Here is a 26,906-nt window from a genome sequence, read left to right as displayed (position 1 = left end):
CCCCCCCGGGCCCCCTCCGCAAGCCCCCTCCCACCCCCCCACCCCCCCCCCCCCCCCCCCCCACCCCCCCCCCCCCCCCCCCCCCCTCCCCCCCCCCGCCGCCCGGGGCTCCTCCCGTCATGGGTGCCGGCGCCGCAGCTCAGGTGGTGATCCGGGCGCGGCTGCTGCGGTCGTCGTTCTCCGGGGTGCGCTCGCGGTCCTTCCGCTTGGGGGCGGCGAGTTCCGTCTCCTGGTGGTTGTAGATGCCGATCGGCTTCGGCGCCAGCTTCTGCTTGTTCTCGGTCACCTTGGCGCGGGTGCGCACCACGGCGTAGAGGTCGGAGGCCGTGGCGGCTCCCGTCTTGTACTGCTCGTACTGCTCGGGCGTCAGGTACTTGGCCTTGAAGACCTGGAGCACCGCCTCCGCGCCGAGCCCGCCCTTCACCACGACCTCCTGGGACGCCTTGGCGAAGTTCTCGGCGCTGCCGCCGCTGTCGCCGAAGACGGCGGCGAGCTGCTCGGGGTCGGTCGTGTCGTAGACCCTGCCCTCCACGACCCTGGCCCCCTCGGGCAGCTTCACCTTGGCGATGCGTGACTCGTTCTCCGCGGCCCACGCCGCGGCCGTCTTCAGGCTGCGGGTGAAGGAGACCCAGGACGACTTGACCTTCGCCCTGCTGCCGGCGCGGATGTGATCGGCGGCGGACTTGGTGACATCGTGGCCGACCGGCGGGCGCAGGCCGTTGCGCAGGGGCAGTTCCTCGGGGCGGAGCGTGCGGTAGAAGACGTTGGGGTCCTCGCTCTCCGACTCGCCCTCGGATTCCGGGTGGACGTCGCGGTAGCGGGGCATGATGGCGCGCAGCGCCTGCTCGGACAGGCTGTCCCGCTCGTCGGGGTGCGCGGCGCGCAGGCGGTCCAGCTCCTTCGTCTTCTTGGCCCGCAGCAGCTGGGTCGCGAGCACGACGCGCTGCTCGGGGGAGAGGCCGCCGGTCTCCACGGACTGCTTGGAGCGCGGGTCGGTCACGGCGACCCGCTGCACCACGGGGGCGAGGGCCCGGACCGCCGCGGCGTTGCCCGCGGTGCGCTGGAGGTGGAGCAGCGCCCCGGGGGCCGGCGCGTGCGTGCCCGGACGCGGTGCCCGCGCGGGCGCCCGACGTTCCTCGTCCTGCGCACTCCGTCGCGCTCGATGTCCCTGGGCGTACATACACCGCTCCTTTGCCGGGTCAGCTCCCGCGCAGCGTACCGCGCCTCCTCGCTCCGGCAGGGGGGCACGTCGCGGTGCCGTCGCCGTCATGTCACGAACGTGTCCTGAGCGCGTGCGAGAGGCAACGGGGGCGACCCCACCGGTCATCAAGGAGGGCAGAAGGCCACACGGGCGCACAGTCGCCCGGATCGCACGCCAACGAAGGACGGACCCAGCATGCGCACTCGGAAGATCCCGGCACTGACCATCACCGCCGTGGCCCTCGGCCTGGCACTGACGGCGTGCAGCGACGACGGCACCGCCGACACGTCCCCTTCCGCTTCCGCGAGCGACTCGTCGGCCACGGCCACGGCCACGAGCACCCCGCAGCCCGACACGGCGAAGGGCGAACCGTCGGGCGCGCCCGGCACGTCGTCGGGCGCGCCCGCCAAGTCCGCCCCCGCGGAGGGCACATCGTCGGGCGCGTCCACCAAGGCCGCCATGAAGTGCACGGACCGGATCGACTACGCGGGCGACCCGCGTTCCAACGCCGAGATCAACTCCATCGGCGCCGAGACGGGGACGTGTCCGCCGGTCCAGAAGCCGGCGTCCGACGACAAGAAGTGCACCGACCAGCTCGACTACGCGGGCGACGTGCGTTCCAACGCCGAGATCAACTCCATCGGCGCGGAAACGGGCACGTGCCCGCCGGTCAAGCGGAAGTAGCGCGCCGCTTCGGCTACCTCTTGCGGCGGCACGCCAGCCACAGCACGAGTGCCGTGCCGCCGGCGAGCAGCAGTGTGCGGTTGTCGCGGGTCCAGCGCGCGGTTTCGGCGGTGGTCCGGCGCACCGGCTCGGGTGCCTTCTCCTGCCACAGCCGGCCCGCCTGGGCGGCCTTGTCGCGGGTCTGGCCGGCCACGCGGCTCGCCTTGTCCTTGAGGAGCGGCTGTGCCTGATGAGCGAGGTCGCCCGCCTTGTCCTTCAGCTGCGCGGCCTTCACGGCGGCCTGCTCCTTCACGTCGGCGGCCTTCACGGCCGCCTGTTCCTTGACGTCGGCGGCCTTCGCCGCGGCCTGTTCCCTCACATCCGCGGCCTTCTCCTGAGCACGGGCCTTGACGTCGGTCTTCGCCGCGAGTGCCTCGACCGTCTCGCCCAGCTCGTGCCGGGTCTGCTCGACCTGCTCGCGCAGTTCCTCGGGGCTCGCGGCGGTGGGCTCGTCGTGGGGCGGCTGGGTCATCGGTGCGCACTCTCCTTGATCTCGGCCACGTCGGCCTTGACGTTCTCGATCGTCTGCTGCGGTGCGGGCGGCGCGGCCTCGGCGAACTGCTTCTTCCCGGTCAGCGCCATCACCCCGGCGACAACGCCGAGCACGGCGGTGACGATCAGGGCCGCGGCCCACACCGGCAGCACCACGGCCAGAGCCGCGATCACGGTGGCGACCAGGGCCTGGAGCATCAGGAACCCGACCAGCCCGGCGCCGCCGAACAGTCCGCCGCCCTTGCCGTAGCGCTTGCCTTTTTCCTTCATCTCCGCCTGCGCCAGGCGCAGCTCGCCCCGCACCAGATCGGTCAGCTGCTGCGAGGCCCGCTGGACCAGCTCACCCACCGGTTCGGACCCGTGCGCCCGATGGCCTGCCTCATAGTGGGGCTGCGTACTGGACACGGTGATCACCTTCCCGATGTGCTGTGCATGGCATGCGGTACTTCCGTCTCGCAGACGCGGGTACCCAGGTCCCGGCGGTTCACCGGCCCGGCATCGGTGGCCGCGGGGAGCAGGTCGCCCTTCGTGTCACCGGCCGCGATCCGGAGCGTGCCGGCCCTGACGTCCCCGGCTGCCCCAGCCGACCGGGCAGCGGCCGCCGGGATCGGCCGTGGTGGAGTCGACGGCCGGCCGGACCGTCACCGCTGAGACGGTGGCCGTGGTGCGCGGGGTGCTCGCGCGGTCCCGGCGTGCGGCCCGGGCGTGCGGTCCGTGCCGCCGAGGCGTGGCCGGGGGCCGGGCTCGGCATCCGGGGGCCGGTGCACGCCGCCGGCCGCGTCGGCACGGGGGCCGCGCGGCCGGCGGACGGGTGGGGCCGGCTGACGACCGGTCAGGGGCGTGCCGGCAGCGGCGCCGATCCGGCGGCCCGGGCGTCGGCCGTCGTGCCGGCCGGCAGCAGCGGGCACGTGGCGCGGTACTTCGAGACGCCGGACGGATCGGCCAACGTCGGGCACAGGAACGGGGCGTAGCGGGCGTCCTGGTCCACGAACGTCTTCAGCCAGGGGATCAGGATCCGCGTCACCTGCGCGTTGGCCCGGGTGGGGAAGAGGTGGTCCGCCCCGGTGAGCTGGAGGTACGCGCTCTGCGTCGTGGCCGGCAGGGCGGCGGACAGCCCGTCGAGGTACGACGGGGTGACCGTGGTGTCCGCCGCGCCGCCCATGATCATCGTCGGTACCCGGTCGGCCGTCGGGCTCCCCGACGGCTTGAACGGGGCCAGGCCGACGGCGGCCTTCAGCGACGGCCGCCGCTCGGCCGCGACCAGCGCTCCGCCCCCGCCCATGGAGTGGCCCACCACCGACAGCCGGGCCGGGTCCACCCGGTCGCGCACCGGGCTCTTCTGGGTGAGGTAGTCCAGCGCGGCCAGCAACTGCGTGCCCCGCGCGGTGTCGAAGTCGGTACGGCTGTTGGTCTCCACGCCGATCACGACGAAACCGAACGAGGCCAGCCAGTGCCCCATCCACGCCTCCTCGTCGGCGAAGCGCGCGGTGTAGCCGGGCACGATCGCGACCGCGCCCCAGGTGCCCTGGCTCCTGTCGGTCGGGTAGTAGATCATGCCGCCGTTGAAACCGTTCCCGGGAGCCACGCTCAGCTGGGCGGTGGCGAACGTGCCCCGGGTGGCCGCGACACTGGCGAGCGTGGGGTCCGGGCCCCGCTGGTAGGGGCTTCCGGTGGGCGCCGCCGGAGCCGTGTGGTGCGGGGCGGGGGCGGCGGTCGCCGGGGCCGTCGTCGCCACGGCGGGGGTGAGCAGTCCGAGGAACACCGCCGACAGGACGGCGATCCGCCGCCACGGCCTCCGGACGGCTTGTGCGGGTGCAACGGGCATGGGAAGGAGCCTCCTTGACGGACAAGGGAGCAGCCGGAGAGCCGGGCGTGCGTGCGGGGGCGCGGCTCGAAGGGGGTGTGAACGCTCCCGGAAGGTGGGGGGTGGGGGCGGGTGAGCGGGGGCGCGAGCCGGGTACGGGAGCCCGGGATGCCGCGCCCCGGACCGAGGGGAGCGCTCCCGCGCGCTCCCCGGCGCATCACGCAGTTTCCCGACGGCCCTCCTGACTGTCAATCAGGAGGCGGGAGAAAGCCACGGATCCCAACACTGCCGAACACGAACCCTGACGGAATCCTTGACCCCGCGTCGGGTCCTCCCTAACCTCACACGCCGTGGGAGCGTTCCCATCGCCATCCTTCGGAGGCCAGCGTGACCGACGCACACCCGCTCGCCCGCACCCCGCGGCGCTTCCGGAGCACGGCACACCGGCTGACCGTCGGCCTGTCCGCCGCCGCGCTGGCCCTCACCGCGCTCGCCGGACTGCCGGGGACCGCGCACGCGGCGACCGCCCGGCAGGTGGAACGCCTCGACCGGGGCCTGACCAGCGTCCACACCGGCAGCGGCAACCTGGTCTCCTGGCGCTGGCTCGCCACCGATCCGAACGACGTGGCGTTCAACGTCTACCGCGGCGGCACCAAGCTCAACTCCTCACCCGTGACCGCCTCGACGAACTACTTCGACCCCGGCGCCCCCGACTCGGCCGACTACACGGTGCGCGCGGTGGTGGGCGGCGCCGAGCAGCCCGCCTCGGAGCACGCGCTCCAGTTCCGGCCCGGCTATCTCGACGTACCGATCTCACCGCCGGCCGGCGGCACCACCCCGGACGGGGTGGCGTACACCTACGAGGCCAACGACGCCAGTGCCGGCGACCTCGACGGCGACGGCCGGCTCGACCTGGTCCTGAAGTGGCAGCCGACCAACGCCAAGGACAACTCCCAGTCCGGGTACACCGGCAACACCTACGTCGACGGCATACGGCTGGACGGCACCCGCCTGTGGCGCGTCGACCTGGGCCGCAACATCCGCTCCGGCGCCCACTACACGCAGTTCCAGGTGTACGACTACGACGGCGACGGCAAGGCCGAGGTGGCGGTGAAGACCGCCGACGGCACCCGGGACGGCACCGGCGCGGTCATCGGCGACGCCTCGGCCGACCACCGCAACTCCAGCGGCTACGTCCTGTCCGGCCCCGAGTACCTGACCATGTTCAACGGGCAGACCGGCAAGGCGATGCAGAGCGTCGACTACGTCCCGGCCCGCGGCACGGTCTCCTCCTGGGGCGACTCCTACGGCAACCGCGTCGACCGCTTCCTCGCCGGCACCGCCTACCTGGACGGCGCCCGCCCCTCCCTGATCACGGCGCGCGGCTACTACACCCGTACCGTCGTCGCCGCCTGGGACTGGCGGGGCGGCCGGTTCACCCGCCGCTGGACCTTCGACACCAACTCCTCCACCAACTCCGGCAAGGGGTACGACGGCCAGGGCAACCACGCCCTGTCGGTCGCGGACGTGGACGCCGACGGCAGGGACGAGATCGTCTACGGCGCGATGACCGTGGACGACAACGGCGCCGGCCTGTGGACCACCCGGATGGGGCACGGCGACGCGGCGCACCTCGGCGACCTCGACCCGTCCCGGCCGGGCCTGGAGTACTTCAAGGTGGACGAGGAGTCGGGCAAGCCGGGCTCCTGGATGGCCGACGCGCGCACCGGGCAGATCCTGTGGCAGACCGCCTCGGGCTCCGACAACGGCCGGGGCGTCGCGGGCGACGTCTACGCCGGCAGCCCGGGCGCCGAGGCGTGGTCGGCCTCCGACACCACCCTGCGCTCCGCCACCGGCGCCTCCCTGGGCCGGGAACCGTCCAGCGTCAACTTCCTGTCGTGGTGGGACGGCGACACCGTCCGCGAACTCCTCGACGGCACCCACATCGACAAGTACGGCACCTCCGGTGACACCCGCCTGCTGACCGGCTCCGGGGTCTCCTCGAACAACGGCACCAAGTCCACGCCCGCGCTGTCCGGGGACCTCCTCGGCGACTGGCGCGAGGAGGTCGTCTGGCGGACCGCCGACAACCGGGCCCTGCGGATCTACTCGACGCCGTACCAGACCGGCACCAGGATCACCACGCTGCTCCACGACACCCAGTACCGTACGGCTCTGGCCTGGCAGAACACCGCCTACAACCAGCCGCCGCACCCGAGCTTCTTCCTCGGTGCCGACATGCCCACCGCGCCCCGGCCCACCGTCTACACGCCCTGAACGGCGAACGCGGGCGGGCCCGTCGGGGGAACACGGGCCCGCCCGCGCGGCGCGCCGGGGGTCGGCCGGTGGGGACGGTGACGGTCCGTGACCGGTGGTCCCCGAGGGGAGGGGCAAGGCCGGCCGGGGCCCGCCGGGGCTTGATCAGGGCTTGAGGAGGGTTTTGACGGCGCGGCGCTCGTCCATGGCCCGGTAGCCCTCGGCGACCTGCTCCAGGGGGAGGGTGAGGTCGAAGACCTTGCCGGGGTCGATGCGGCCGCTCAGGACGAGGTCGATCAGGTCGGGCAGGTAGCGGCGTACGGGGGCGGGGCCGCCACGCAGGCCGACGTGGGAGAAGAACAGCTCCTGGCCGTCGATCGCCACCTCGTGGGGGACGCCGACGAAGCCGACGCTGCCACCGGGGCGGGCCGAGCGCAGGGCCTGCCGCATGGCCTCGGCGGTGCCGACGCACTCCAGGACCGCGTCGGCGCCGATGCCGCCGGTCAGGTCCTTGACACGGGCGACGCCCTCCTCGCCACGCTCGGTGACGATGTCGGTGGCGCCGAACTCCCGGGCGAGCCGCTGCCGGGGCTCGTGGCGGCTCATGGCGATGATCCGGTCCGCGCCCAGCTCCTTGGCGGCGATGACTCCGCACAGGCCGACCGCGCCGTCACCGACCACCACGGCGGTCGAGCCGGGCCGGACCTCGGCGGCCAGCGCGGCGTACCAGCCGGTGCCCATCACGTCGGACACGGCCAGCAGACCGGGCCAGAACTCCTCGTCCGGCACGTCCCGGGTGGCGACCAGGGTGCCGTCGGCGTGCGGGATGCGGACGTACTCGGCCTGGCACGTGCTCATGAACTCGCGGTGCAGGCAGTTGGACTGCCAGCCGTTGCGGCAGTTGGCGCAGGTGTTGTCCGAGGTCGCGAACGACCCGACGACGAACCGGCCCGGCTCGACGGAGGTGACCTCGCTGCCGACCTCCTCGACGAAACCGACGTACTCGTGGCCCATCGGGTGCGGCTCGCCGAGCGGCTCCAGACCCCGGTACGGCCACAGGTCGGAGCCGCACACACAGGTGACGGCGGTGCGGATCACCGCGTCCGTCGGTTCGAGGATCCTCGGCGCGTCGAGGTTCTCCAGGCGTATGTCGCGGGGGGCGTGGATCACTGTTCCGCGCATGGGGTGAAGTCCTTACGTGCTGGTGGGGCGGGTCGCCGGGGCGGCGCGGGGACGCCGCCGGGGCCGGCCCGTGTGTGGTTTGCCCGACGCGCCGTTCGCCCGACCGGGCGCGCGACGCCGACGCCGGTGTCCTCGGCGGGCTGCCCGGCGGGGCACACCCGGGAGCGCCAGGGGCGCGGCCGGCATGTGCCACCTCTTCCAGGTAACCGGCTTTCCGGCCGATCAGCGAGTCACCGGCGAGGGGTGTACCGCCGGTACACCCCTTCCGCCCCGTGCGGGTCGTACCGCCGACTCAGGTGGCCGCCACCTCGTCGGCGATCGTGCGCTCCTCGCCCGTCGGGTGCGTCACGTGGTGGACGAGCGCCGCGAGCAGCCCGCCGACCAGCGGCGCGACGATGAACAACCACAGCTGCGACAGCGCGGGGCCACCGGCGAACAGGGCCGGGCCGAGGCTGCGCGCCGGATTGACCGACGTGCCGGTCAGCGGGATGCCGAGGAGGTGGATGACGGCGAGGGCGATGCCGATCGGGAGGCCGTCGAAGCCGACGACCGCGACCCGGTGCGTCACCCCGAGCACCACGAACACGAGGAGGAAGGTGAGGACGACCTCGGCGAGGAACGCGCCGCCGGTGTTGATGTGCACCGCGGACCGGTCCCCGTAGCCGTTGCTGCCGAAGGCGCCGTCGGCGTGGAAGCCGGGCACCTGCTTGGCGAGCAGGAAGAGCAGGGCCGCCCCGGCGATGCCGCCGGCGAACTGCGCGATCCAGTAGCCGATCGCGGTGACCACGTCGATGCGGCGGGCGCACAGCATGCCCAGGGTCACCGCCGGATTGACGTGGCACCCGGAGATCGGCCCGAGCGCGTAGGCGAGGGCGAGCAGCACGAAGCCGAAGGCCAGCGCGATCCCCAAGGTGCCGAGGAACTCGACCCCCAGCACCGCGCAGCCCACGGCGAAGAAGACCAGAAGCAGAGTCCCGAGGAACTCCGACGCCAACGCCCGCGTGCGCATCGCCATCGCCACCACCCTCACCTACGCCGATTTCAGTCGTGTCGTAAGGAAGCCTCGGCCGGACGGGGTACGCGCGCCCGTCGGAGGGCCGTGATACGGGGCCGAAGGAGTGACGGACGGACCTTGCCGGCCCCGCCCCGGTCGCCTCGCGACGGCAGCGCGTGCGACTCCGGCGGGCCGGCCGACGAGGGCTTGGCCGTCCTGGGGGCCGGCGGCGGACATGCCTTGCGGGCGGACCGGCGCCGGCCCCCGCTGGAAGGGGCCGGTGCTCGCGGAGCGCGGAGGGAGAGCCCGCCACCGGCGCAAAGTCCCAGAGAAGTCCCACGGACGTAGCTGCCCCCTGTCCGACCTGCGGTGAGGCAGGTCGGACAGGGGGCAGCGACACCGGCACATCACATGTTGATCATGTGACCGGCCAGGCCGTGGACGGCCTCCTTGACCGCCTCGCCGAGCGTCGGGTGCGCGTGCACGTTGCGGGCGACCTCGTGGACCGTGAGGTCCCACTGCTGGGCGAGCGTCAGCTCGGGCAGCAGTTCGGTGACCTCGGGGCCGATGAGGTGGGCGCCGAGCAGCTCACCGTGCGTGCCGTCGCTGATGATCTTCACGAAGCCGACGGGGTGCCCCAGACCGTGCGCCTTGCCGTTGGCGGTGAAGGGGAACTTGGCCACCTGGACGTCGTAGCCCCGCTCGCGTGCCTGGGCCTCCGTCCAGCCGAAGCTGGCCACCTGCGGCTGGCAGTAGGTGGCCCGCGGAATCATGGTGTAGTCCAGCTCCATGGTCTCCGCGTCGGCGATGGTCTCCGCCGCCACGACACCCATGGACTCGGCGGCGTGCGCCAGCATCAGCTTGGCGGTGACGTCACCGATCGCGAAGATGTGCGGCACGCTGGTGCGGCACCGCCCGTCGACGTCGATGGCGCCGCGCTCGGTGAGGCGCACCCCGGTGTTCTCCAGGCCGTAGCCCTGGACGTTCGGCGCGAAGCCGATGGCCTGGAGCACCTTGTCCGTCTCCAGGGTCCGGCGCTCGCCGTTCTTGTCGACGGTCACCCGGACCCGCGGGCCGGAGTCGTCGATGCTCACCACGGCGGTGCCGGTGAGCACCTCGATGCCGAGCCTGCGGTAGTGCTTCGCCAGTTCCTTGGAGATCTCCTCGTCCTCCAGCGGGACCATGCGGTCGAGGAACTCCACGATGGTGACGTCCACGCCGTAGCTGCGCAGCACGTAGGCGAATTCCACACCGATGGCGCCGGCGCCCGCGATGACGATGCTGTCCGGCAGCGTCTCGCTGAGGATCTGGCTCTCGTAGGTGACCACGCGGTCCGACAGGGAGGTGCCGGGCAGCAGCCGGGGAGTGGCGCCGGCGGCGATGATGCAGTGGCCGAAAGTCACCGTCTCCGTGTGCCCGTCCGAGTGGGTCACCGTCAGGGTGTGGTCGTCGGCGAAGACACCCCGCCCCTCGAACTGGGTGATGGCGTTCTTCTTCATCAGATAGTGAACGCCCTTGACCCGGCCGTCGGCGACCTTGCGGCTGCGCTCGTGGGCCACCCGGTAGTCCGCGGACACATGGTCGCCCACGGTGATTCCGTACGCCTTGGCCTCGTTCGTGACGAACTGCACCATCTCGGCGTTGCGCAGCAGTGCCTTGGAGGGGATGCAGCCGACGTTGAGGCAGACACCTCCCCAGTACCGCTCCTCCACCACCGCGGTGGACAGGCCCAGTTGCGCGCTGCGAACCGCGGCGGTGTAGCCGCCCGGGCCCGCTCCTAGAACAACGACATCGAAATGTTGGCTCACAAGGAGTTGATCCTTGTCCGGCTGCGGCGTCACGCGCAACCCACTCGAATCGGCCCTGACGGGCGCCCAGTTGGTGTGGTGAGGCTACCAACAGCCGATCGGTCCGCCGGGAGTGATCTTCGACACTCCTGTTCTGGAGGCGGCCCGTCCGGTGCCGTGATAGGTATTGATCGGCCGTGGCGAGATGCCAACGCAGCGTGGCTGAAAGCTGCGAACGGCTGCAGAGCAACGTGTCTAAGGGGGATAGGCGACGTGCCTGACGGTGCGGAGATCAGTTGTGCCCGGGTGTTCCCGGGGGGCGAACCAGGCGCAGACGCCTCCGCTCTCCGCGCGGCCACCCCGAGTCACCCGACGGCGCCGGCCGAGCCGGCCGGCCCGTCCGTCCCGACCGTGTCCTCCGCCCTCCGCCCGTCGTTAACCCGCACCGGCACGCCCGGCACGCCCGGCACGCCCGGCACGCCCGGCACGCCCGGCACGCCCGGCACGCCCGGCACGCCCGGCACGCCCGGCACGCCCGGCACGCCCGGCCCGGCCGCACACCGGACCGCCGCGGACGACACCCGGACCGGCCTCACGCAGGCCCGCCCGCACCCGCTCCGCCCGGAGGGCCGCGACCCCTCCACCCCGCCCCACCGCCGCATCCGCCGACGCGGCACCGCCCTCCCGTCCGACCGCCACCATCCGCAGACCGACGGCAGCGCCCCCGTACCCTCCGTGCCGCCCCTCCCGGCCGCCGGCGACCTCGTCGCCGCGCCGCCCCCGGCACACGTGAGCCTCATCCGGCCCCGGGCCGGGCAACCGCACCACCGCGAACGAGAACTGACGCCCCATCGGCACCGCCGCACCGGTGCCCCCGCACCCTTCACCCGCGAGGCGCGGCCCGACGCGGCCGCACGCCCGATCCGCGGACTTCGCACCCGGACCGCACGTCCGGGCGAAGCGCCGCCGGCGCGGACCAGGACGTCCCCGCACCCGCACGACTGACCCGTCCCGGGAGCCACGGAACGGTTCCGCGGTTCCCGCCTGCCCACATCAGCTCACCTCACCCTTCGCTCACCACCGCCCGCGGGCCGGCCGCCGTGCCGCCGCGTGCCCGGACGCGGCCGCCGCGGCCCCGCTTGCCGCCCGCCGCGCCCGTGCGGCGGCGCGCGCCCGCGCGCCCACGCCTTCACACACCGACGACGAAGACGGAACAGGGGAACCATCACCATGGCACCAGGCACCTCACCGCGCGACACCCTGTCCTCGCTCGTGCACGGCGACTCCTACCGCGAGGCGCTGCCGCGACTGACCGAGATCTTCGCGCCGGAGCTGTTCGCCAGACCGTCCGGCCTGGCCGACCAGGACCGCCACACGCTCACCTACCAGCGACTGCGGCACATCAACGACCAACTCGACCTGAGCACACCGCTGTTGACCCAGCGCGACCTGCTCTTCCCGCTGCTGGAATGGGTCGCCCTCGCCGACCCCTCCCTCTTCTACGCCTTCTTCCTGCACCACTGCACGACGGTCGGCGCCCTGCTGGAGTTCGGCGCGGGCCGCGACGACCTCGACGACATCGTGGCCCGGCTCGCGTCCACCGAGACGGTGGGCGCCCTGCTGATGACCGAACTCGGCCACGGCAACAGCAACGCCGCCGTGCGCACCGAGGCCGTCTACGACCCGGACACCCGCGAGTTCGTCCTCACCACCCCCGGCCCGGAAGCCGTCAAGTACCCGCCGAGCGTGGCGTGTGCGGGCCTCGCCCGGCTCGGCATCGTCACGGCCAAGCTCGTCGTCGGCGGAGAGGACCGCGGGCTGTTCTGCTTCGTCGTCCCCCTCCGGGACGCCACCGGACCCTGCCCGGGCGTGGTGATCGAACCGCAGGACTCGGCCCCCATCCTGCCCCTCGACTGGGCGACCGTCTCCTTCCACGGCGTACGCGTCCCCTTCCGCAACTGGTTGCGCGACTCCGCCTCGATCGACGAGGACGGCACCTTCACCGACACCCTCAGCACCCCCGCGCTGCGCTCCCGGCAGGCATCCCGGCTGATCCGCTACGTCTGGGAGGTGGCCGCCGTCGGCCTCGCCGCCGTGACCCGGGCCTCGGCCGCCGTCGCCGTACGGCACGCCCACGCCCGCCACACCAACGGCACCTTCGCCGGATTCGCCGACCCCATGCCGGTCATCCGCTACCGCAACCAGCAGCGCACCCTGTTCGGCGCCCTGTCCGCCGCCTACGTGTCCGCCATGGCCGCGAAGTCCTTCTCCGGACCCGAGCCGGTCGGCCGCAGCGCCGGCGAGATCCGCACCCTGTTCACGCTGAAGGCGGAGATCGACCGGATCGCCGAGCGCGTCACCGCCGACACCCGCGCCGCCTCCGGAGTCCTCGGCTTCAGCCCGAGCAACCGCTTCCTGGACTACCAGGGCCTCGCCCACGCCTTCAACGCCGCCGGACTGAGCACCCAGGTCCTCCATCTCAACGCCGCCTGGACCATGGCCCTCGGCTTCGACTACGAGCCGCCCGCCGACGAGTCCGCCGCGACCGAGGGCCTCGACCTGCGCGACCCGGCGAGGTGGCGGGCGCTGGCCGGCACCCGGGAACGGCGCCTGCACGCGCGCCTGGTCGCCGAACTCGGCGCCGCCCGGGCCGCCGGTCTCGGCGAGTTCGACGTCTGGAACGACCGCTTCGACCTGGCCGAACAGCTCGCCGAGGCACACGCCCTGCGCCTGCTGGTCGACCTGGTCCGCACCGAGACCGACGCCCTGCCGGACGCCGGGACCCGGCGCACGGCCCTCGACCTGTGCTCCCTGCACCTGCTGGGCGAGATCTCCGCGCACAGCGGCTGGTACCTCGCCGAGGGACTGATCACCGCCGAGGAGGCCGGCGCCCTGCCCGGCCTGCTCGACCGGATCTGCGCCGACGTCGCCCCGCACGCCCTGGAACTGGCCGACGCCCTGGACGTGCCCTACGACCTCGTCGGCGCGCCCATCGCGCACGCCGACTACGCGACCGCGTTCACCAAGACCACGTTCACGCCCGCGTCCGACGCCGCCACGGTCTTCGAGACCCCGTCCGGCGGGACCCCGTCCGGCGCCGCCGCGTCACCCGAGTCCGCGCTCGCCGACCCCGCGTAGCCGGGACGGAACCGCCCGCTCACCCGTCCTGGACCGCCCTGCCCCGAAGGTTTGCAGCATCATGCGAGATTCCTCCCAGGCCCGCGCCCGGCTCACGTCCGACACCTCCGCCGACACCGCCACCGGCACGCCGGCCGGCACCTCCGCCGGCACCGGGGCCGCCTCCCGGGACGCTTCGCCGGCCGAGGCCATCGCCGTCGTCGGCATGGCCTGCCGGCTGCCCGGTGCCTCCGGCCCCGACGCGTTCGCCCGGCTCCTGCGCGACGGCGTCGACGCCGTCCGGGAAGTCCCCGCCGACCGCTGGGACGCGGCGGAGCACACCGGCGAGGCGACGGACACACCCGGCGCGCGCACCCGGTGGGGCGGCTTCCTCGACGACGTGGACCGGTTCGACGCGGCCTTCTTCGGCATCTCCCCGCGCGAGGCCACCGCGATGGACCCGCAGCAGCGGATCACGCTGGAACTCGGCTGGGAGGCGCTGGAGGACGCCGGGATCCTCCCGGAGTCGCTGCGCGGCACCGACACGGGCGTCTTCGTCGGCGCGATCTGGGACGACTACGCCACGCTCGCCCGCCGCCGGGGCACCACCGGCATCACCCCGCACACCCTCACCGGCCTCCAGCGCGGCATCATCGCCAACCGCCTGTCCTACGTCCTCGGCCTGCGCGGACCCAGCATGACCGTGGACAGCGGCCAGTCCTCCTCCCTCACCGCCGTCCACCTGGCCTGCGAGAGCCTGCGCGGCGGCGAGACCCGCGTCGCCCTCGCCGGCGGCGTCAACCTCGACCTGGTCCCCGAAAGCGCCCTGACCGTCGCCGAGTTCGGCGCCCTCTCGCCCGACGGCCGCTGCTTCACCTTCGACAGCCGCGCGGGCGGCATCGTGCGCGGCGAGGGCGGCGGCCTCGTCGTCCTCAAGCGGCTGTCCGACGCGCTCGCCGACGGCGACCGCGTCCACTGCCTGATCCGGGGCAGCGCCGTCAACAACGACGGCGGCGGCGCCGGCCTCGCCAGCCCCAGCCGCGAGGCCCAGGCCGACGTCCTGCGCCGCGCCTACCGCAACGCCGGAGTGCGCCCGGCCGACGTCCGGTACGTCGAACTGCACGGCACCGGCACCCGGGTCGGCGACCCGATCGAGGCCGCCGCCCTCGGCGAGGTGCTCGGCGCCGGCCGGCCGGCCGACGCCCCGCTGCTCGTCGGCTCGGTCAAGACCAACATCGGGCACCTGGAAGGCGCCGCCGGCATCGCCGGTCTCCTCAAGACCGCGCTCGCCCTCAAGCACCGGGAACTCCCCCCGAGCCTCCACTTCCGCACCCCCAACCCGGACATCCCGCTGGCCGAGCTGCGACTGAAGGTCCGCACCGAGAACGGCCCCTGGCCGGGGGACGACGGCCCGCTGATCGCCGGCGTCAGCTCCTTCGGGGTCGGCGGCACCAACTGCCATGTGGTGCTGGAGGACTGGCGGCAGGACACGGAGTCCGACGGTGCCGGCGACGCACCGTCCCCGGGCCGGGCCGCCACCTCCACCGCGACCGACACCGTGGAAACCGGTTCCGCCCCCGTACCGTGGCCGATCTCCGCCAGGACCGAGGCGGCCCTGCGCGGGCAGGCCCGGGCACTGCTCGACCGGCTGGACGACACCGTGCCCCCGGCGCACATCGGCCACTCCCTGGCCACCACCCGTACCGCCTTCCCGCACCGGGCCGTCCTCCTCGGCACCACCACCGAGGACTTCCGCGCCCGCCTGACCGACCTGGCCGCCGGCCGCCCGGCCACCGGACTCGTCCAGGGCGTCGCCCCCCGCCCGACGGGCCGGCCCGTCTTCGTCTTCCCCGGCCAGGGATCCCAGTGGGCCGGCATGGCCGTCGGCCTCATGGACACCTCGCCGGTCTTCGCCGCCCACATCCGACGCTGCGAACAGGCACTCGCCCCGCACGTCCCCTGGTCGCTCACGCACGTGCTGCGCGGCGGCAGCGAGACCGACCCCGAGCTGTCCCTCGACCGCCTCGACGTCGTCCACCCGGTCCTGTTCGCGGTGATGGTCTCCCTCGCCGAGCTGTGGCGCTCCCACGGCGTCGAACCCGGAGCCGTCGTCGGCCACTCGCAGGGCGAGATCGCCGCCGCGCACGTGGCCGGCGCGTTCTCCCTGGAGGAGGCGGCCCGCGTGGTCGCCCTGCGCAGCAAGGCGTTCGCGCTGCTGGCCGGCACCGGCGGCATGGCCTCGATCGCGCTGCCCGCCGCCGAGGTCGCGGACCTCCTCACCCCGTGGGCCGACCGGCTGTCCATCGCCGCGATCAACGGCCCCCGCGCCGTCACCGTCTCCGGCGACGTGCCCGCCCTGCACGAGCTGATCGCCCGGTGCGAGAACCGGGACATCCGCGTCCGCCTGCTGCCCATCGACTGCGCCGGCCACTCCGCGCACGTCGAGCGGATCCGCGAACCCCTGCTGGACCTGCTCGGCACCGTGACCCCCAGGTCCGCCGAGGTGCCGTTCTACTCGACCGTCGAAGGCCGCTGGCTGGACACCGCCGGGCTCGACGCCCAGTACTGGTACCGCAACTCCCGGCGCACCGTCGGCTTCGAACCCGCCGTACGGGCCCTCGCCGAAGCCGGACACGTAACGTTCATCGAGGTCAGCCCGCACCCCATCCTCGCCGCCGGCATCCAGGAGACCGTCGAGGACTCCTCCTCCGCCAAAGCACTCGTCGTCGGCTCCCTGCGGCGCGGCGAGGGCGGACCCGACCGGATGCTCACCGCCCTGGCCGAGGCGTCCGTGCACGGTGTCGCCGTCGACTGGTCCACGGCCTACGCCGGCACCGGCGCCCGCCGCGTCGACCTGCCCACCTACGCCTTCCAGCGCCGCCGGTTCTGGCTGGACGCACCGGCCGCCACCCGCACCGCGCCGACCACCCCCGGCACACCGGCGCCCGCCCCGGAGGCGGACGACGACACCGCCGCCGACGAGGCACCGCTGCGCGAGCGGTGGGCCGCGCTCGGCGAGAAGGCGAGCCAGGACGCGGCCCTCGACCTGGTCCGCACCCACCTCGGCGTCGTGCTCGGCACCGACGGAACCGACGAGATCGACGTCGAGGCGTCCTTCCGTGAGCTGGGCTTCGACTCGATGATGGCCGTCGAGCTGCGGAACCGGCTGAACACGGCGACGGGGCTGCGGCTGCCGAGCACGGTCGTCTTCGACCACCCGTCCGCCGCCGCCCTGGCCCGCTTCCTGCGCGCCGAACTGCTCGGGCTGTCCCCGACCGACCCGCAGACCGCCCCACCGCTCCCCACGGGCGGCGCCGACACCGACACCGAGCCGGTGGCGATCGTGGGGATGGGGTGCCGGTTCCCGGGTGGGGTGGGTTCGCCGGAGGAGTTGTGGCGGCTGGTGGTGTCCGGTGCGGACGCCGTGTCGTCGTGGCCGGCGGACCGGGGCTGGGACGTGGAGGGGCTGTACGACCCGGATCCGGACGCGGTGGGCAAGTCGTACTCGCGGTCGGGTGGTTTCCTGTACGACGCGGCGGAGTTCGACGCCGGGTTCTTCGGGATCTCGCCGCGTGAGGCGCTGGCGATGGATCCGCAGCAGCGGTTGCTGCTGGAGACATCGTGGGAGGCGTTCGAGCGGGCGGGCATCGACCCGGCGTCGCTGCGCGGCAGCCGGACCGGCGTCTACGTCGGCGCCATGGTCCAGGAGTACGGCCCCCGCCTCGCCGACGCCACCCCCGAGAGCGAGGGCTACCTCCTCACCGGCACGCACGGCAGCGTCACCGCGGGCCGGTTGTCGTACACGTTCGGTCTGGAGGGGCCGGCGGTGACGGTGGACACGGCGTGTTCGTCGTCGTTGGTGGCGTTGCACCTGGCGGTGCAGGCGCTGCGGCGTGGTGAGTGCTCGATGGCGCTGGCGGGCGGTGCCACGGTGATGTCGTCACCCGGCCTGTTCGTGGAGTTCAGCAGGCAGCGGGGGCTGGCGGCGGACGGTCGGTGCAAGGCGTTCGCCGAGGGCGCGGACGGTACCGGCTGGGCCGAGGGCGTGGGTGTGCTGGTGGTGGAGCGGTTGTCGGACGCCCTGCGGTTGGGGCATCCGGTGCTGGCCGTGGTCCGGGGTACGGCCGTCAACCAGGACGGTGCGAGCAATGGTCTGACGGCGCCGAACGGATTGTCGCAGCAGCGGGTGATCCGGCAGGCGCTGGCGGACGCCCGGCTGAGCCCGGCGGACGTGGACGTGGTCGAGGCCCACGGGACGGGGACGCGGCTGGGCGACCCCATCGAGGCCCAGGCGCTCATCGCCTCCTACGGACAGGAGCGACCCGAAGAAAATCCGCTGTTCCTGGGGTCGTTGAAGTCGAACATCGGTCACACGCAGGCGGCCGCGGGCGTGGGTGGGGTCATCAAGATGGTGATGGCGCTGCGTAATGGTGTGCTGCCGAAGACCCTGCACGTGGACGCGCCGTCGTCGCACGTGGACTGGTCGGCCGGTGCAGTGGAGCTGCTGACCGAGGAACGCGAGTGGCCCGCGCTCGACCGGCCGCGCCGGGCCGCCGTCTCGTCCTTCGGCATGAGCGGGACCAACGCGCATGTGATCGTGGAGCAGGGTCCCGAGCCGGAGGTCGTCGCCTCCGTCGAGTCCCGGGGGCTGCTTCCGTGGGTGGTGTCGGGCAAGTCGGAGGGGGCGTTGCGGGCGCAGGCGGAGGCTCTGCGCGCGTTCGTGGCCGATCGTCCGGGGCTTGATGTTGCTGGTGTGGCGGCTGGGTTGGTGGGGTCGCGGTCGGTGTTCGAGCACCGGGGTGTGGTGGTCGGCCGGGATCGGGATGAGGTGTTGGCGGGTTTGGGGGCGTTGGCGTCGGGGGGTGTGGTGCCGGGTGTGGTGACGGGTGTGGGTGTCGCCGGTCGGCGTGTGGTGTTCGTGTTTCCTGGTCAGGGGTCGCAGTGGGTGGGTATGGCGGCTGGGTTGTGGGAGTCGTCGGGGGTGTTCGCGGGGGCGATGGAGCGGTGTGAGGCCGCGTTGGCTCCGTTCGTGGACTGGTCGTTGTCGGCGGTGGTGCGGGGTGAGGAGGGTGCGCCGGGGTTGGACCGGGTGGATGTGGTGCAGCCGGTGTTGTTCGCGGTGATGGTGTCGTTGGCGCAGTTGTGGCGGTCGTGTGGTGTGGAGCCGGCGGCTGTGGTGGGGCATTCGCAGGGGGAGATCGCGGCTGCTGCGGTGTCGGGTGCGCTGTCGCTGGAGGACGCGGCGCGGGTGGTGGCGTTGCGCAGCAAGGCGTTGGGTGTGCTGGCGGGGCGTGGCGGGATGGTGTCCGTGGCACTACCCGTCGAGCGGGTCCAGGGTTTGCTGGGTGAGGGGTTGTCGGTGGCCGCCGTCAACGGGCCGGCCTCCACGGTGGTCTCCGGTGACGTGGATGCGCTGGATGCGTTGCTGGCCCAGTGCGAGGCGGACGGTGTCCGGGCCCGTCGTATCCCGGTCGACTATGCCTCGCACTCCGCTCATGTCGAGCAGATCCGTGAGGAGTTGCTGGCACTGCTGGAGCCGGTGCGGCCTCAGGTGGGTCAAGTGCCGTTCTACTCCTCGGTCACCGGTCAGGCGGTGGACGGCTCCGAGCTGGACGGGGAGTACTGGTACACGAATCTGCGTCGGACGGTCGATTTCCATGGTGCGACGAGGGCTCTTCTCGCGGATGGTTTCGATGCGTTCGTGGAGGTGAGTGCGCATCCGGTGCTGACGGCGTCGGTGGAGGAGAGTGTCGAGGAGGCGGATGCCGGGGCGGTGGTGCTGGGCACGCTGCGTCGTAACGAGGACGAGCAGCGGCGTTTCACCCTCGCCCTGGCGGAGGCTTTCGTCGCGGGGCTGGACGTCGACTGGGGTCTTGAGGGCCGGATGTCGGACTTCCTTGACCTGCCGACGTATGCCTTCCAGCGGGAGCGGTACTGGCTCGACGGGTCGGCCGGTGCTGTGGCCCCGGATGCCGGGGACCCGGAGGAGAGCCGGTTCTGGGCGGCCGTGGACCGCGAGGACCGGGCGGAACTCGCCGAACTGCTCGGTGTGGACGACGCCGCCCGGCTGGACGAGGTCGTGGGGCTGCTCGGTCCTTGGCGCAGGGACAACCGGGAGCGCACCGAGACCGACGCCTGGCACTACCGCGTGGACTGGCGGCCGGTGCCCGAGGCGCGGTCGGTGTCGCTCGGCGGGGCCTGGCTGCTGGCCGTTCCCGGCGGTGCGCCGGCCCATCCGTGGGCGGAGCCGGTCGAAGAGGCCCTGTCGGCGGCCGGCGCCCGGGTCGTACGGCTGACCGTGGAGGCGGACGACGACCGGGAGCGGCTGGCCCGGCGGGTCACCGAAGCGGTCGGCGGGCTCGACGGTGTCACGCCGGCCGGGGTCCTCTCCCTCCCGGACTTGGCCGCCCCGGCGGACGCGGCGAGCCCGGATGCCCGGATGCTCACGGCCGCCCCGGCCCGCGCGCTGCTGCTGATCCAGGCGCTCGGCGACGCCGCCGTGTCCGCACCCCTGTGGTGCCTGACCAGCGGAGCCGTCCAGGTGCCCGGCGCCGGGACGGCGATACGGCCCGATCAGGCACAGGTGTGGGGCATCGGCCTGGTGGCCGCGCTGGAGCACTCCGAGCGCTGGGGCGGCCTGGCCGACCTGCCCGAGACCCCCGACCCGAGGGTGCTGCGCGCGCTGTGCGGCGTGCTCGCCGGGAAGCGGGGCGAGGACCAGCTCGCGCTGCGCCCGTCCGGGGTGTTCGCCCGGCGGCTGGTACGGGTCGCCCGCAAGGCACCGCACGGCCGCCCGGCCTGGCAGCCGCGCGGAACCGTCCTGATCACCGGCGGCACCGGCGGTGTCGGCCGCCGCTTCGCCCGCCGGCTCGCGGCCGACGGCGCCGCGCACCTCGTCCTCACCAGCCGCCGGGGCCGCTCCGCGCCCGGCGCCGAGGAACTGGAGGCCGAGCTGACCGCCCTCGGCATACGGGTCACCATCGCGGCCTGCGATGTCGCGGACCGGGACGCGCTCGCCGCACTCGTCGCCCGGGTCACCGCCGACGGCGAGCCCGTGCGCGCCGTCGTCCACGCGGCCGGTACGACCGAGACCGCGCCGCTCGCCGAAACGGACCTGGACCTGCTGACCCGGCTCACCTCCGCGAAGGTGCTGGGCGCCCACCACCTGGACGACCTCTTCCGCGACACCGACCTGGACGCGTTCGTCCTCTTCTCCTCCGGCGCCGGAATCTGGGGCGGCGGCGGACAGGGCGCGTACGCGGCGGCCAACGCCTACCTCGACGCGCTCGCCCTGCGGCGCCGGGCCCGCGGACAAACCGCCCTGTCGGTGGCCTGGGGCCTGTGGGGCGGCGGCGGAATGGCCGCCGGCGAGGTCGGCGACCGGATCCTCAGCCGGGGCGTGCGGGTCATGGACCCGGACCGGGCGGTCGCCGCGCTCGCCCCCGCCACGGCGGGCACGGACCCGACCAGGATCGTCGCCGACATCGACTGGGAGGTCTTCGCACCCCAGTTCACCGCCGTGCGGCCCGCCCCGCTGCTCTCCGACCTGCCCGAGGTGCGGGAGGCGCTGGCCGAGCCGGACGGCACGCCGGCGGGACCGGCCGCCGGCACCGCCTCCTCGACGCTGCTCGACGGACTGAGCGAGGCGGAGCAGTACCCCGCCGTGCTGGATCTGGTCCGGACCCAGGCCGCCGCGGCGCTCGGCCACAGCGCGCCGGACGCCGTCGAGGCCGACCGCGCCTTCCGTGAGCTGGGCTTCGACTCGATGATGGCCGTCGAGCTGCGGAACCGGCTGAACACGGCGACGGGGCTGCGGCTGCCGAGCACGGTCGTCTTCGACCACCCGTCGGCCGCCTCCCTCGCCCGCTTCGTGCGCGCCCGGCTGCTGGGGCTGTCCGGTGACCCGGCCGAGGTGGAGCCCTCGCCGCCGGCGCTCCCGGGCGATGCCGACGCCGACGCGGAACCGGTGGCGATCGTGGGCATCGGTTGCCGTTACCCCGGCGGCGTCGGCTCCCCGGAGGACCTGTGGCGGCTGGTCGTCACGGGAACGGACGCGGTGTCGGGCTTCCCCGCCGACCGCGGCTGGGACCTGGAGGGGCTGTACGACCCGGACCCGGACGCGGTGGGCAAGTCGTACACCCGGTCCGGTGGTTTCCTGCACGACGCGGCGGAGTTCGACGCCGGGTTCTTCGGGATCTCGCCGCGTGAGGCGCTGGCGATGGATCCGCAGCAGCGGTTGCTGCTGGAGACGTCGTGGGAGGCGTTCGAGCGGGCGGGCATCGACCCGGCGTCGCTGCGCGGCAGCCGGACCGGCGTCTACATGGGCGCCATGGTCCAGGACTACGGGCACCGCCTGCACCAGGGCACGGCCGAGACGGAGGGCCACATCCTGACCGGCACCACCGGAAGCGTGGTCTCGGGCCGGCTGTCGTACACGTTCGGCCTGGAGGGGCCGGCCGTCACCGTCGACACCGGATGCTCCTCCTCCCTGGTCACCCTGCACCTCGCGGTGCGCGCGCTGCGCAGCGGTGAATGCTCCCTGGCCCTGGCCGGCGGAGTGACGGTCATGCCGACCCCCGGCCCCTTCATCGAGTTCAGCAGGCAGCGGGGGCTGGCGGCGGACGGCCGGTGCAAGGCGTTCGCCGAGGCCGCCGACGGCACGGGCTGGTCCGAGGGTGTGGGCGTGCTGGTGGTGGAGCGGTTGTCGGACGCCCTGCGGCTGGGGCACCCGGTGCTGGCCGTGGTCCGGGGGAGTGCGGTCAACCAGGACGGTGCGAGCAATGGTCTGACGGCGCCGAACGGGTTGTCGCAGCAGCGGGTGATCCGGCAGGCGCTGGCGGATGCCCGGCTGAGCCCGGCGGACGTGGACGTGGTCGAGGCGCACGGGACGGGGACGCGGCTGGGCGACCCCATCGAGGCCCAGGCACTGCTGGCCACCTACGGCCAGGAACGGACTGGCGAAGTGCCCCTGTTCCTGGGCTCGTTCAAGTCGAACGTCGGTCATACACAGGCGGCCGCGGGCGTGGGTGGGGTCATCAAGATGGTGATGGCGCTGCGTAATGGTGTGCTGCCGAAGACCCTGCACGTGGACGCGCCGTCGTCGCACGTGGACTGGTCGGCCGGTGCGGTGGAGCTGCTGACCGAGGAACGGGAGTGGCCCGACGTCGACCGCCCCCGCCGGGCCGGTGTGTCCGCGTTCGGCGTCGGCGGGACCAACGCGCACGTCGTCATCGAACAGCCGCCCGTGACCACGCCTGACGACTCCGGGCCCGAGGACGGTGCACCCGGTGTGGTGCCGTGGGTGGTGTCGGGCAAGTCGGAGGGGGCGTTGCGGGCGCAGGCGGAGGCTCTGCGCGCGTTCGTGGCCGGGCGTGCTGATGTGGATCTGGCTGGTGTGGCGGCTGGGTTGGTGGGGTCGCGGTCGGTGTTCGAGCACCGGGGTGTGGTGGTCGGTCGGGATCGGGATGAGGTGTTGGCGGGTTTGGGGGCGTTGGCGTCGGGGGGTGTGGCGCCGGGTGTGGTGACGGGTGTGGGTGTCGCCGGTCGGCGTGTGGTGTTCGTGTTTCCTGGTCAGGGGTCGCAGTGGGTGGGTATGGCGGCTGGGTTGTGGGAGTCGTCGGGGGTGTTCGCGGGGGCGATGGAGCGGTGTGAGGCCGCGTTGGCTCCGTTCGTGGACTGGTCGTTGTCGGCGGTGGTGCGGGGAGAAGCGGACGCGCCGGGGTTGGACCGGGTGGATGTGGTGCAGCCGGTGTTGTTCGCGGTGATGGTGTCGTTGGCGGAGTTGTGGCGGTCGTGTGGTGTGGTGCCGGCGGCTGTGGTGGGGCATTCGCAGGGGGAGATCGCGGCTGCTGCGGTGTCGGGTGCGTTGTCGTTGGAGGACGCGGCGCGGGTGGTGGCGTTGCGGAGCAAGGCGTTGGGTGTGCTGGCGGGGCGTGGCGGGATGGTGTCCGTGGCGCTTCCCGTCCATGAGGCTCAGGGCTTGTTGGGTGAGGGGTTGTCGGTGGCCGCCGTCAACGGGCCGGCCTCCACGGTGGTCTCCGGTGACGTGGATGCGCTGGAAATGCTGTTGGCGCGCTGTGAGGCCGATGGTGTCCGGGCCCGTCGTATCCCGGTGGACTACGCCTCGCACTCCGCTCATGTCGAGCAGATCCGTGAGGAGTTGCTGGCACTGCTGGAGCCGGTGCGGCCCCGGGCAGGGCAGGTGCCGTTGTATTCGTCGGTGACGGGCCAGGTCGTCGATGGCTCGGAGTTGGATGCCGGGTACTGGTACACGAATCTGCGTCGGACGGTTGATTTCCATGGTGCGACGAGGGCTCTTCTCGCGGATGGTTTTGACGCGTTCGTGGAGGTGAGTGCGCATCCGGTGCTGACGGCGTCGGTGGAGGAGAGTGCCGAGGAGGCGGATGCCGGGGCGGTGGTGCTGGGCACCCTGCGTCGTAACGAGGACGAGCAGCGGCGTTTCACCCTCGCCCTGGCGGAGGCTTTCGTGGCGGGGCTGGACGTCGACTGGGGTCTTGAGGGCCGGATGTCGGACTTCTTGGAGTTGCCGACGTATGCGTTCCAGCGGGAGCGGTACTGGCTTGAGCCGGTCCGGTCGGGTGGGGGTGATCCTGCTGATCTGGGTCTGGAGGGGCTTGGGCACGGTTTGTTGGGTGTGTTGGTGCCGGTGCCGGATTCCGATGGTGTGGTGCTGACGGGGTCGTTGTCGTTGCGGTCGCGGCCGTGGCTGGCGGAGCACGCGGTGTTCGGTACGGCGTTGCTTCCGGGGACGGCCTTCGTGGAGATGGCCCTCCGCGCCGGAGCGGAAGCCGGCACCCCCGTGGTGCGGGACCTGGTGCTGGAGGCGCCGCTGCTGGTGCCGGACCAGGGCGAGGCACGGCTCCACGTGAGCGTGGGCGGAGTGGACGAGGACGGTTGCCGGACGCTGGTGGTGCGCTCCCGTACCGACCGGGATTGGACGGTGCACGCCCGGGGCCTCCTGGCTCCCGAGGCGGTGGACGAGCCCGTCCTCCCGCCGGTGGCGTGGCCGCCGGTGGGCGTGGAGTCGGTGGATGTCTCGGCGTTGTACGAGGATTTCGGTGCCGCCGGGTATGACTATGGGCCTCTTTTCCGGGGTGTGCGTGCGGTGTGGCGCGGGGCCGGGGAGGTGTTCGCGGAGGTCGAGTTGCCGTCCGGTGGCGGTGAGGGCTTTGCGTTGCATCCGGCGTTGCTGGACGCGGCTCTGCACGCGTTGGTGTTGATCGATCCGGATGCGGATGGTGTCGGTGTGCCGAGGCTGCCGTTCTCGTGGGCGGGTGTGTCGCTGGTGTCCTCCGGTGCGAGGGCGCTGCGTGTGCGGATCGCGGAGGCGGGCGAGGGCGCGGTGTCCTTGTCGGCGACCGATGCGGCGGGACGGCCGGTGGTGTCCGTGGACTCCCTGGCGCTGCGCGCCGTCAGTCCTGAGCAACTGCGGGCCGGGCAGGAGGGCCTGTACCGGGTGGAGTGGCAGCCAGTCCAGGCCGCTTCCGCGTCCGCGACTGATGGTGACCACCTGGTCCTGGGTGCCGACCTGGACCTGTCCGCTCTCGGTGACTCCGTGCCCGGCATCGTCGTGGCCCCCGTCGTGACGGGTGAGTTCCCGGAGGAGGATCGCCTGGCCGGTGAGGCGCGGGCGGTCACCGGGCGGGTGCTCGGACTGGTGCAGCGGTTCCTGGGTGAGGAGCGGTGGTCGTCGTCGCGGTTGGTGGTGGTCACCCGTGGTGCGGTGGCGGTGCGGCCGGGCGAGGATGTGCCGGACCTGGCGGCCGCGCCGGTGTGGGGGCTGGTGCGCTCGGCGCAGCGGGAGCACCCCGACCGGCTGTGGCTGGTCGACGGGGCCGAGCCGGAGTCGGTGTCCACGCTGCCGCTGAAGCGGGAGCCTCAGTTGGCGGTGCGGGACGGCGCGTTGTTCGCGCCGAGGCTGGTGCGGCACCGTCCTTCCGCCGCCGACGCGGGCGCGGGTCTGGCCGGGACGGTGCTGCTGACGGGTGGTACCGGCACCGTGGGTGCCCTGGTGGCCCGGCATCTGGTCGTCGCGCATGGTGTGCGGGATCTGCTGCTGACCAGCCGGCGTGGTGAACGGGCGCCGGGTGTCGCCGGATTGGTGTCCGAGCTGACCGGGTTGGGTGCCCGGGTGACGGTCGTGGCCTGTGATGTGGCGGACGCCGATGCGCTGGCCGGTGTGCTGGCGGGGATCCCGGAGGACCGGCCGCTGTCGGCGGTGGTCCACGCGGCGGGTGTGCTGGACGACGCCGTGGTCACCGGACTGACGCCCGGCCACCTGGACCGGGTGCTGCGGCCGAAGGTCGACGCCGCGCTCAACCTGCACCGGCTCACCCGCCACCACCCCCTCAAGGCGTTCATCCTCTTCTCGGGAGCGGCGGCCACCTTCGGGAGCGCAGGGCAGGCGCACTACGCGGCGGCCAACATGTTCCTGGAGGCGCTGGCGGCACACCGTGCGGCGGCCGGGCTGCCCGGAACCGCCCTCGGCTGGGGCTTCTGGGCCGAGCGCAGCGAGATGACGGAACACCTCGACACGGTCGCGATGCGCCGCATCTCCGGGATCGGCCTCGCCGAGATGACCTCGGAGCAGGGGCTCGGACTGTTCGACGCGGCGGTGGCCGCCGGGCAGGCGTTCGTCCTGCCCGCCCTGCTCAACGAGGCGAGCCTGCGGGAGCAGGCCGCCGCCGGCAGCCTGCCGGCCGTCCTGCGGGAACTGGTCCGCAGGCCCGCGCGGCAGGCCGCCGCCCCGGCGGACACCGGTCCGGTCACGGACGCCGGCACGCTGGCCGAGCGGCTGGCGGCGGCCCCCGAGGCGGAGCGGACGGAGCAACTGCGCGCCTTGGTCTGCGCCCAGGCCGCCGGGGTCCTCGGCCACGCGTCGGCGACCGCCGTCCAGGCCCACCAGACCTTCAAGGAGCTGGGGTTCGACTCCTTGGGCGCGGTGGAGCTGCGCAACCGCCTGATGCGGGCCACGGGCCTGCGCCTGTCGGCCACGCTGGCCTTCGACTATCCGACACCGGCCGCGCTCGCCGACCACCTGTGGGACGCGCTGCGGCCGGACGAGGAGACGTTGGCCGACCGGGTGCTGGGCGACCTCGACGAACTGGAGTCGGCGCTCGCCACGCTGGCCCCCGACGAACAGGCCCGCGACCGCGTCCTGAGCCGGATGCAGCAACTCGTCGCCAAGCACCTCGGTGCCGGGTCCGCAGCCGACGGCGAACCGTCGGGCGCCGAACGGTTCGACGCGGCCAGCGACGACGAGCTGTTCGACTTCCTCGACAAAGGCATCTGACACCGGGGCCGGGCGACGGACCGCCAGAACTTTCACGC

11 protein-coding genes are annotated in these 26,906 nt (G+C 73.3%); 4 read left to right on the top strand and 7 right to left on the bottom strand.

Annotation, left to right across the window (positions count from 1 at the left end):
* Positions 1-139: 139 nt before the first annotated feature.
* On the bottom strand, positions 140-1,180 hold the full coding sequence (locus ACZ63H_RS26955) for a hypothetical protein (protein ID WP_469869253.1): 1,041 nt from the start codon (positions 1,178-1,180) through the stop codon (positions 140-142).
* Positions 1,181-1,396: 216 nt separating this feature from the next.
* Between ACZ63H_RS26955 and ACZ63H_RS26950 the strand changes: the two genes are divergently transcribed.
* A complete protein-coding gene (locus ACZ63H_RS26950) occupies positions 1,397-1,885 on the top strand; it encodes a hypothetical protein (RefSeq protein WP_469869251.1) in 489 nt (162 codons plus the stop codon).
* Positions 1,886-1,898: 13 nt separating this feature from the next.
* On the opposite strand, the gene ACZ63H_RS26945 is transcribed toward ACZ63H_RS26950, so the two are convergent.
* The 3 genes from ACZ63H_RS26945 to ACZ63H_RS26935 form a co-directional block, all read right to left on the bottom strand.
* Entirely contained in the window at positions 1,899-2,396 is a 498-nt protein-coding gene (locus ACZ63H_RS26945) for a DUF3618 domain-containing protein (protein ID WP_469869250.1), read from the bottom strand.
* Complete coding sequence (locus ACZ63H_RS26940) at positions 2,393-2,821, bottom strand: phage holin family protein (protein WP_469869248.1); 429 nt, start codon at positions 2,819-2,821, stop codon at positions 2,393-2,395. The genes ACZ63H_RS26945 and ACZ63H_RS26940 overlap by 4 nt, the downstream gene beginning before the upstream one ends.
* 427 nt (positions 2,822-3,248) lie before the next feature.
* On the bottom strand, positions 3,249-4,241 hold the full coding sequence (locus ACZ63H_RS26935; RefSeq protein WP_469869246.1) for a dienelactone hydrolase family protein: 993 nt from the start codon (positions 4,239-4,241) through the stop codon (positions 3,249-3,251).
* Positions 4,242-4,679: 438 nt separating this feature from the next.
* On the opposite strand from ACZ63H_RS26935, the gene ACZ63H_RS26930 reads away from it, so the two are divergent.
* Positions 4,680-6,497, top strand: coding sequence for a rhamnogalacturonan lyase (locus ACZ63H_RS26930; protein ID WP_469869257.1), 1,818 nt, complete (start codon positions 4,680-4,682; stop codon positions 6,495-6,497).
* Between the two features lie 144 nt (positions 6,498-6,641).
* Here the strand turns inward: ACZ63H_RS26930 and ACZ63H_RS26925 are convergent, their stop codons facing one another.
* The 3 genes from ACZ63H_RS26925 to lpdA all read right to left on the bottom strand — a co-directional run bounded on the left by ACZ63H_RS26925 (position 6,642) and on the right by lpdA (position 10,460).
* Positions 6,642-7,658: a zinc-dependent alcohol dehydrogenase family protein gene (locus ACZ63H_RS26925; protein ID WP_469869244.1), complete on the bottom strand. Its 1,017-nt coding sequence runs from the start codon at positions 7,656-7,658 to the stop codon at positions 6,642-6,644.
* Between the two features lie 292 nt (positions 7,659-7,950).
* The gene (locus tag ACZ63H_RS26920) at positions 7,951-8,667 is read right to left on the bottom strand and encodes an MIP family channel protein (protein ID WP_469869255.1); all 717 of its coding nucleotides are present in this window, start codon (positions 8,665-8,667) and stop codon (positions 7,951-7,953) included.
* Between the two features lie 392 nt (positions 8,668-9,059).
* Positions 9,060-10,460 carry a dihydrolipoyl dehydrogenase gene (lpdA, locus tag ACZ63H_RS26915; protein ID WP_469869242.1) on the bottom strand — a complete coding sequence of 467 codons (1,401 nt, stop codon included), beginning with the start codon at positions 10,458-10,460 and terminating at the stop codon, positions 9,060-9,062.
* A 1,209-nt stretch (positions 10,461-11,669) separates the two neighbouring features.
* On the opposite strand from lpdA, the gene ACZ63H_RS26910 reads away from it, so the two are divergent.
* Both ACZ63H_RS26910 and ACZ63H_RS26905 read left to right on the top strand, forming a co-directional pair.
* Positions 11,670-13,577: an acyl-CoA dehydrogenase gene (locus ACZ63H_RS26910; RefSeq protein ID WP_469869240.1), complete on the top strand. Its 1,908-nt coding sequence runs from the start codon at positions 11,670-11,672 to the stop codon at positions 13,575-13,577.
* Between the two features lie 61 nt (positions 13,578-13,638).
* Entirely contained in the window at positions 13,639-26,868 is a 13,230-nt protein-coding gene (locus ACZ63H_RS26905) for a type I polyketide synthase (protein ID WP_469869238.1), read from the top strand.
* Positions 26,869-26,906: the final 38 nt, after the last annotated feature.

The organism is Streptomyces sp. NPDC104831, assembly GCF_055583025.1.
The sequence above is the reverse complement of the archived record's forward strand: the minus strand, read 5'-3'. Positions and strand labels throughout refer to the sequence as shown.

What these genes read in the sequence shown, in the direction of transcription:
- ACZ63H_RS26955 (WP_469869253.1), bottom strand. Translation starts at nt 1,180, where the DNA reads ATGTACGCCCAGGGACATCGAGCGCGACGGAGTGCGCAGGACGAGGAA.
- ACZ63H_RS26950 (WP_469869251.1), top strand. Translation starts at nt 1,397, where the DNA reads ATGCGCACTCGGAAGATCCCGGCACTGACCATCACCGCCGTGGCCCTC.
- ACZ63H_RS26945 (WP_469869250.1), bottom strand. Translation starts at nt 2,396, where the DNA reads ATGACCCAGCCGCCCCACGACGAGCCCACCGCCGCGAGCCCCGAGGAA.
- ACZ63H_RS26935 (WP_469869246.1), bottom strand. Translation starts at nt 4,241, where the DNA reads ATGCCCGTTGCACCCGCACAAGCCGTCCGGAGGCCGTGGCGGCGGATC.
- ACZ63H_RS26925 (WP_469869244.1), bottom strand. Translation starts at nt 7,658, where the DNA reads ATGCGCGGAACAGTGATCCACGCCCCCCGCGACATACGCCTGGAGAAC.
- ACZ63H_RS26920 (WP_469869255.1), bottom strand. Translation starts at nt 8,667, where the DNA reads ATGCGCACGCGGGCGTTGGCGTCGGAGTTCCTCGGGACTCTGCTTCTG.
- ACZ63H_RS26910 (WP_469869240.1), top strand. Translation starts at nt 11,670, where the DNA reads ATGGCACCAGGCACCTCACCGCGCGACACCCTGTCCTCGCTCGTGCAC.
- ACZ63H_RS26905 (WP_469869238.1), top strand. Translation starts at nt 13,639, where the DNA reads ATGCGAGATTCCTCCCAGGCCCGCGCCCGGCTCACGTCCGACACCTCC.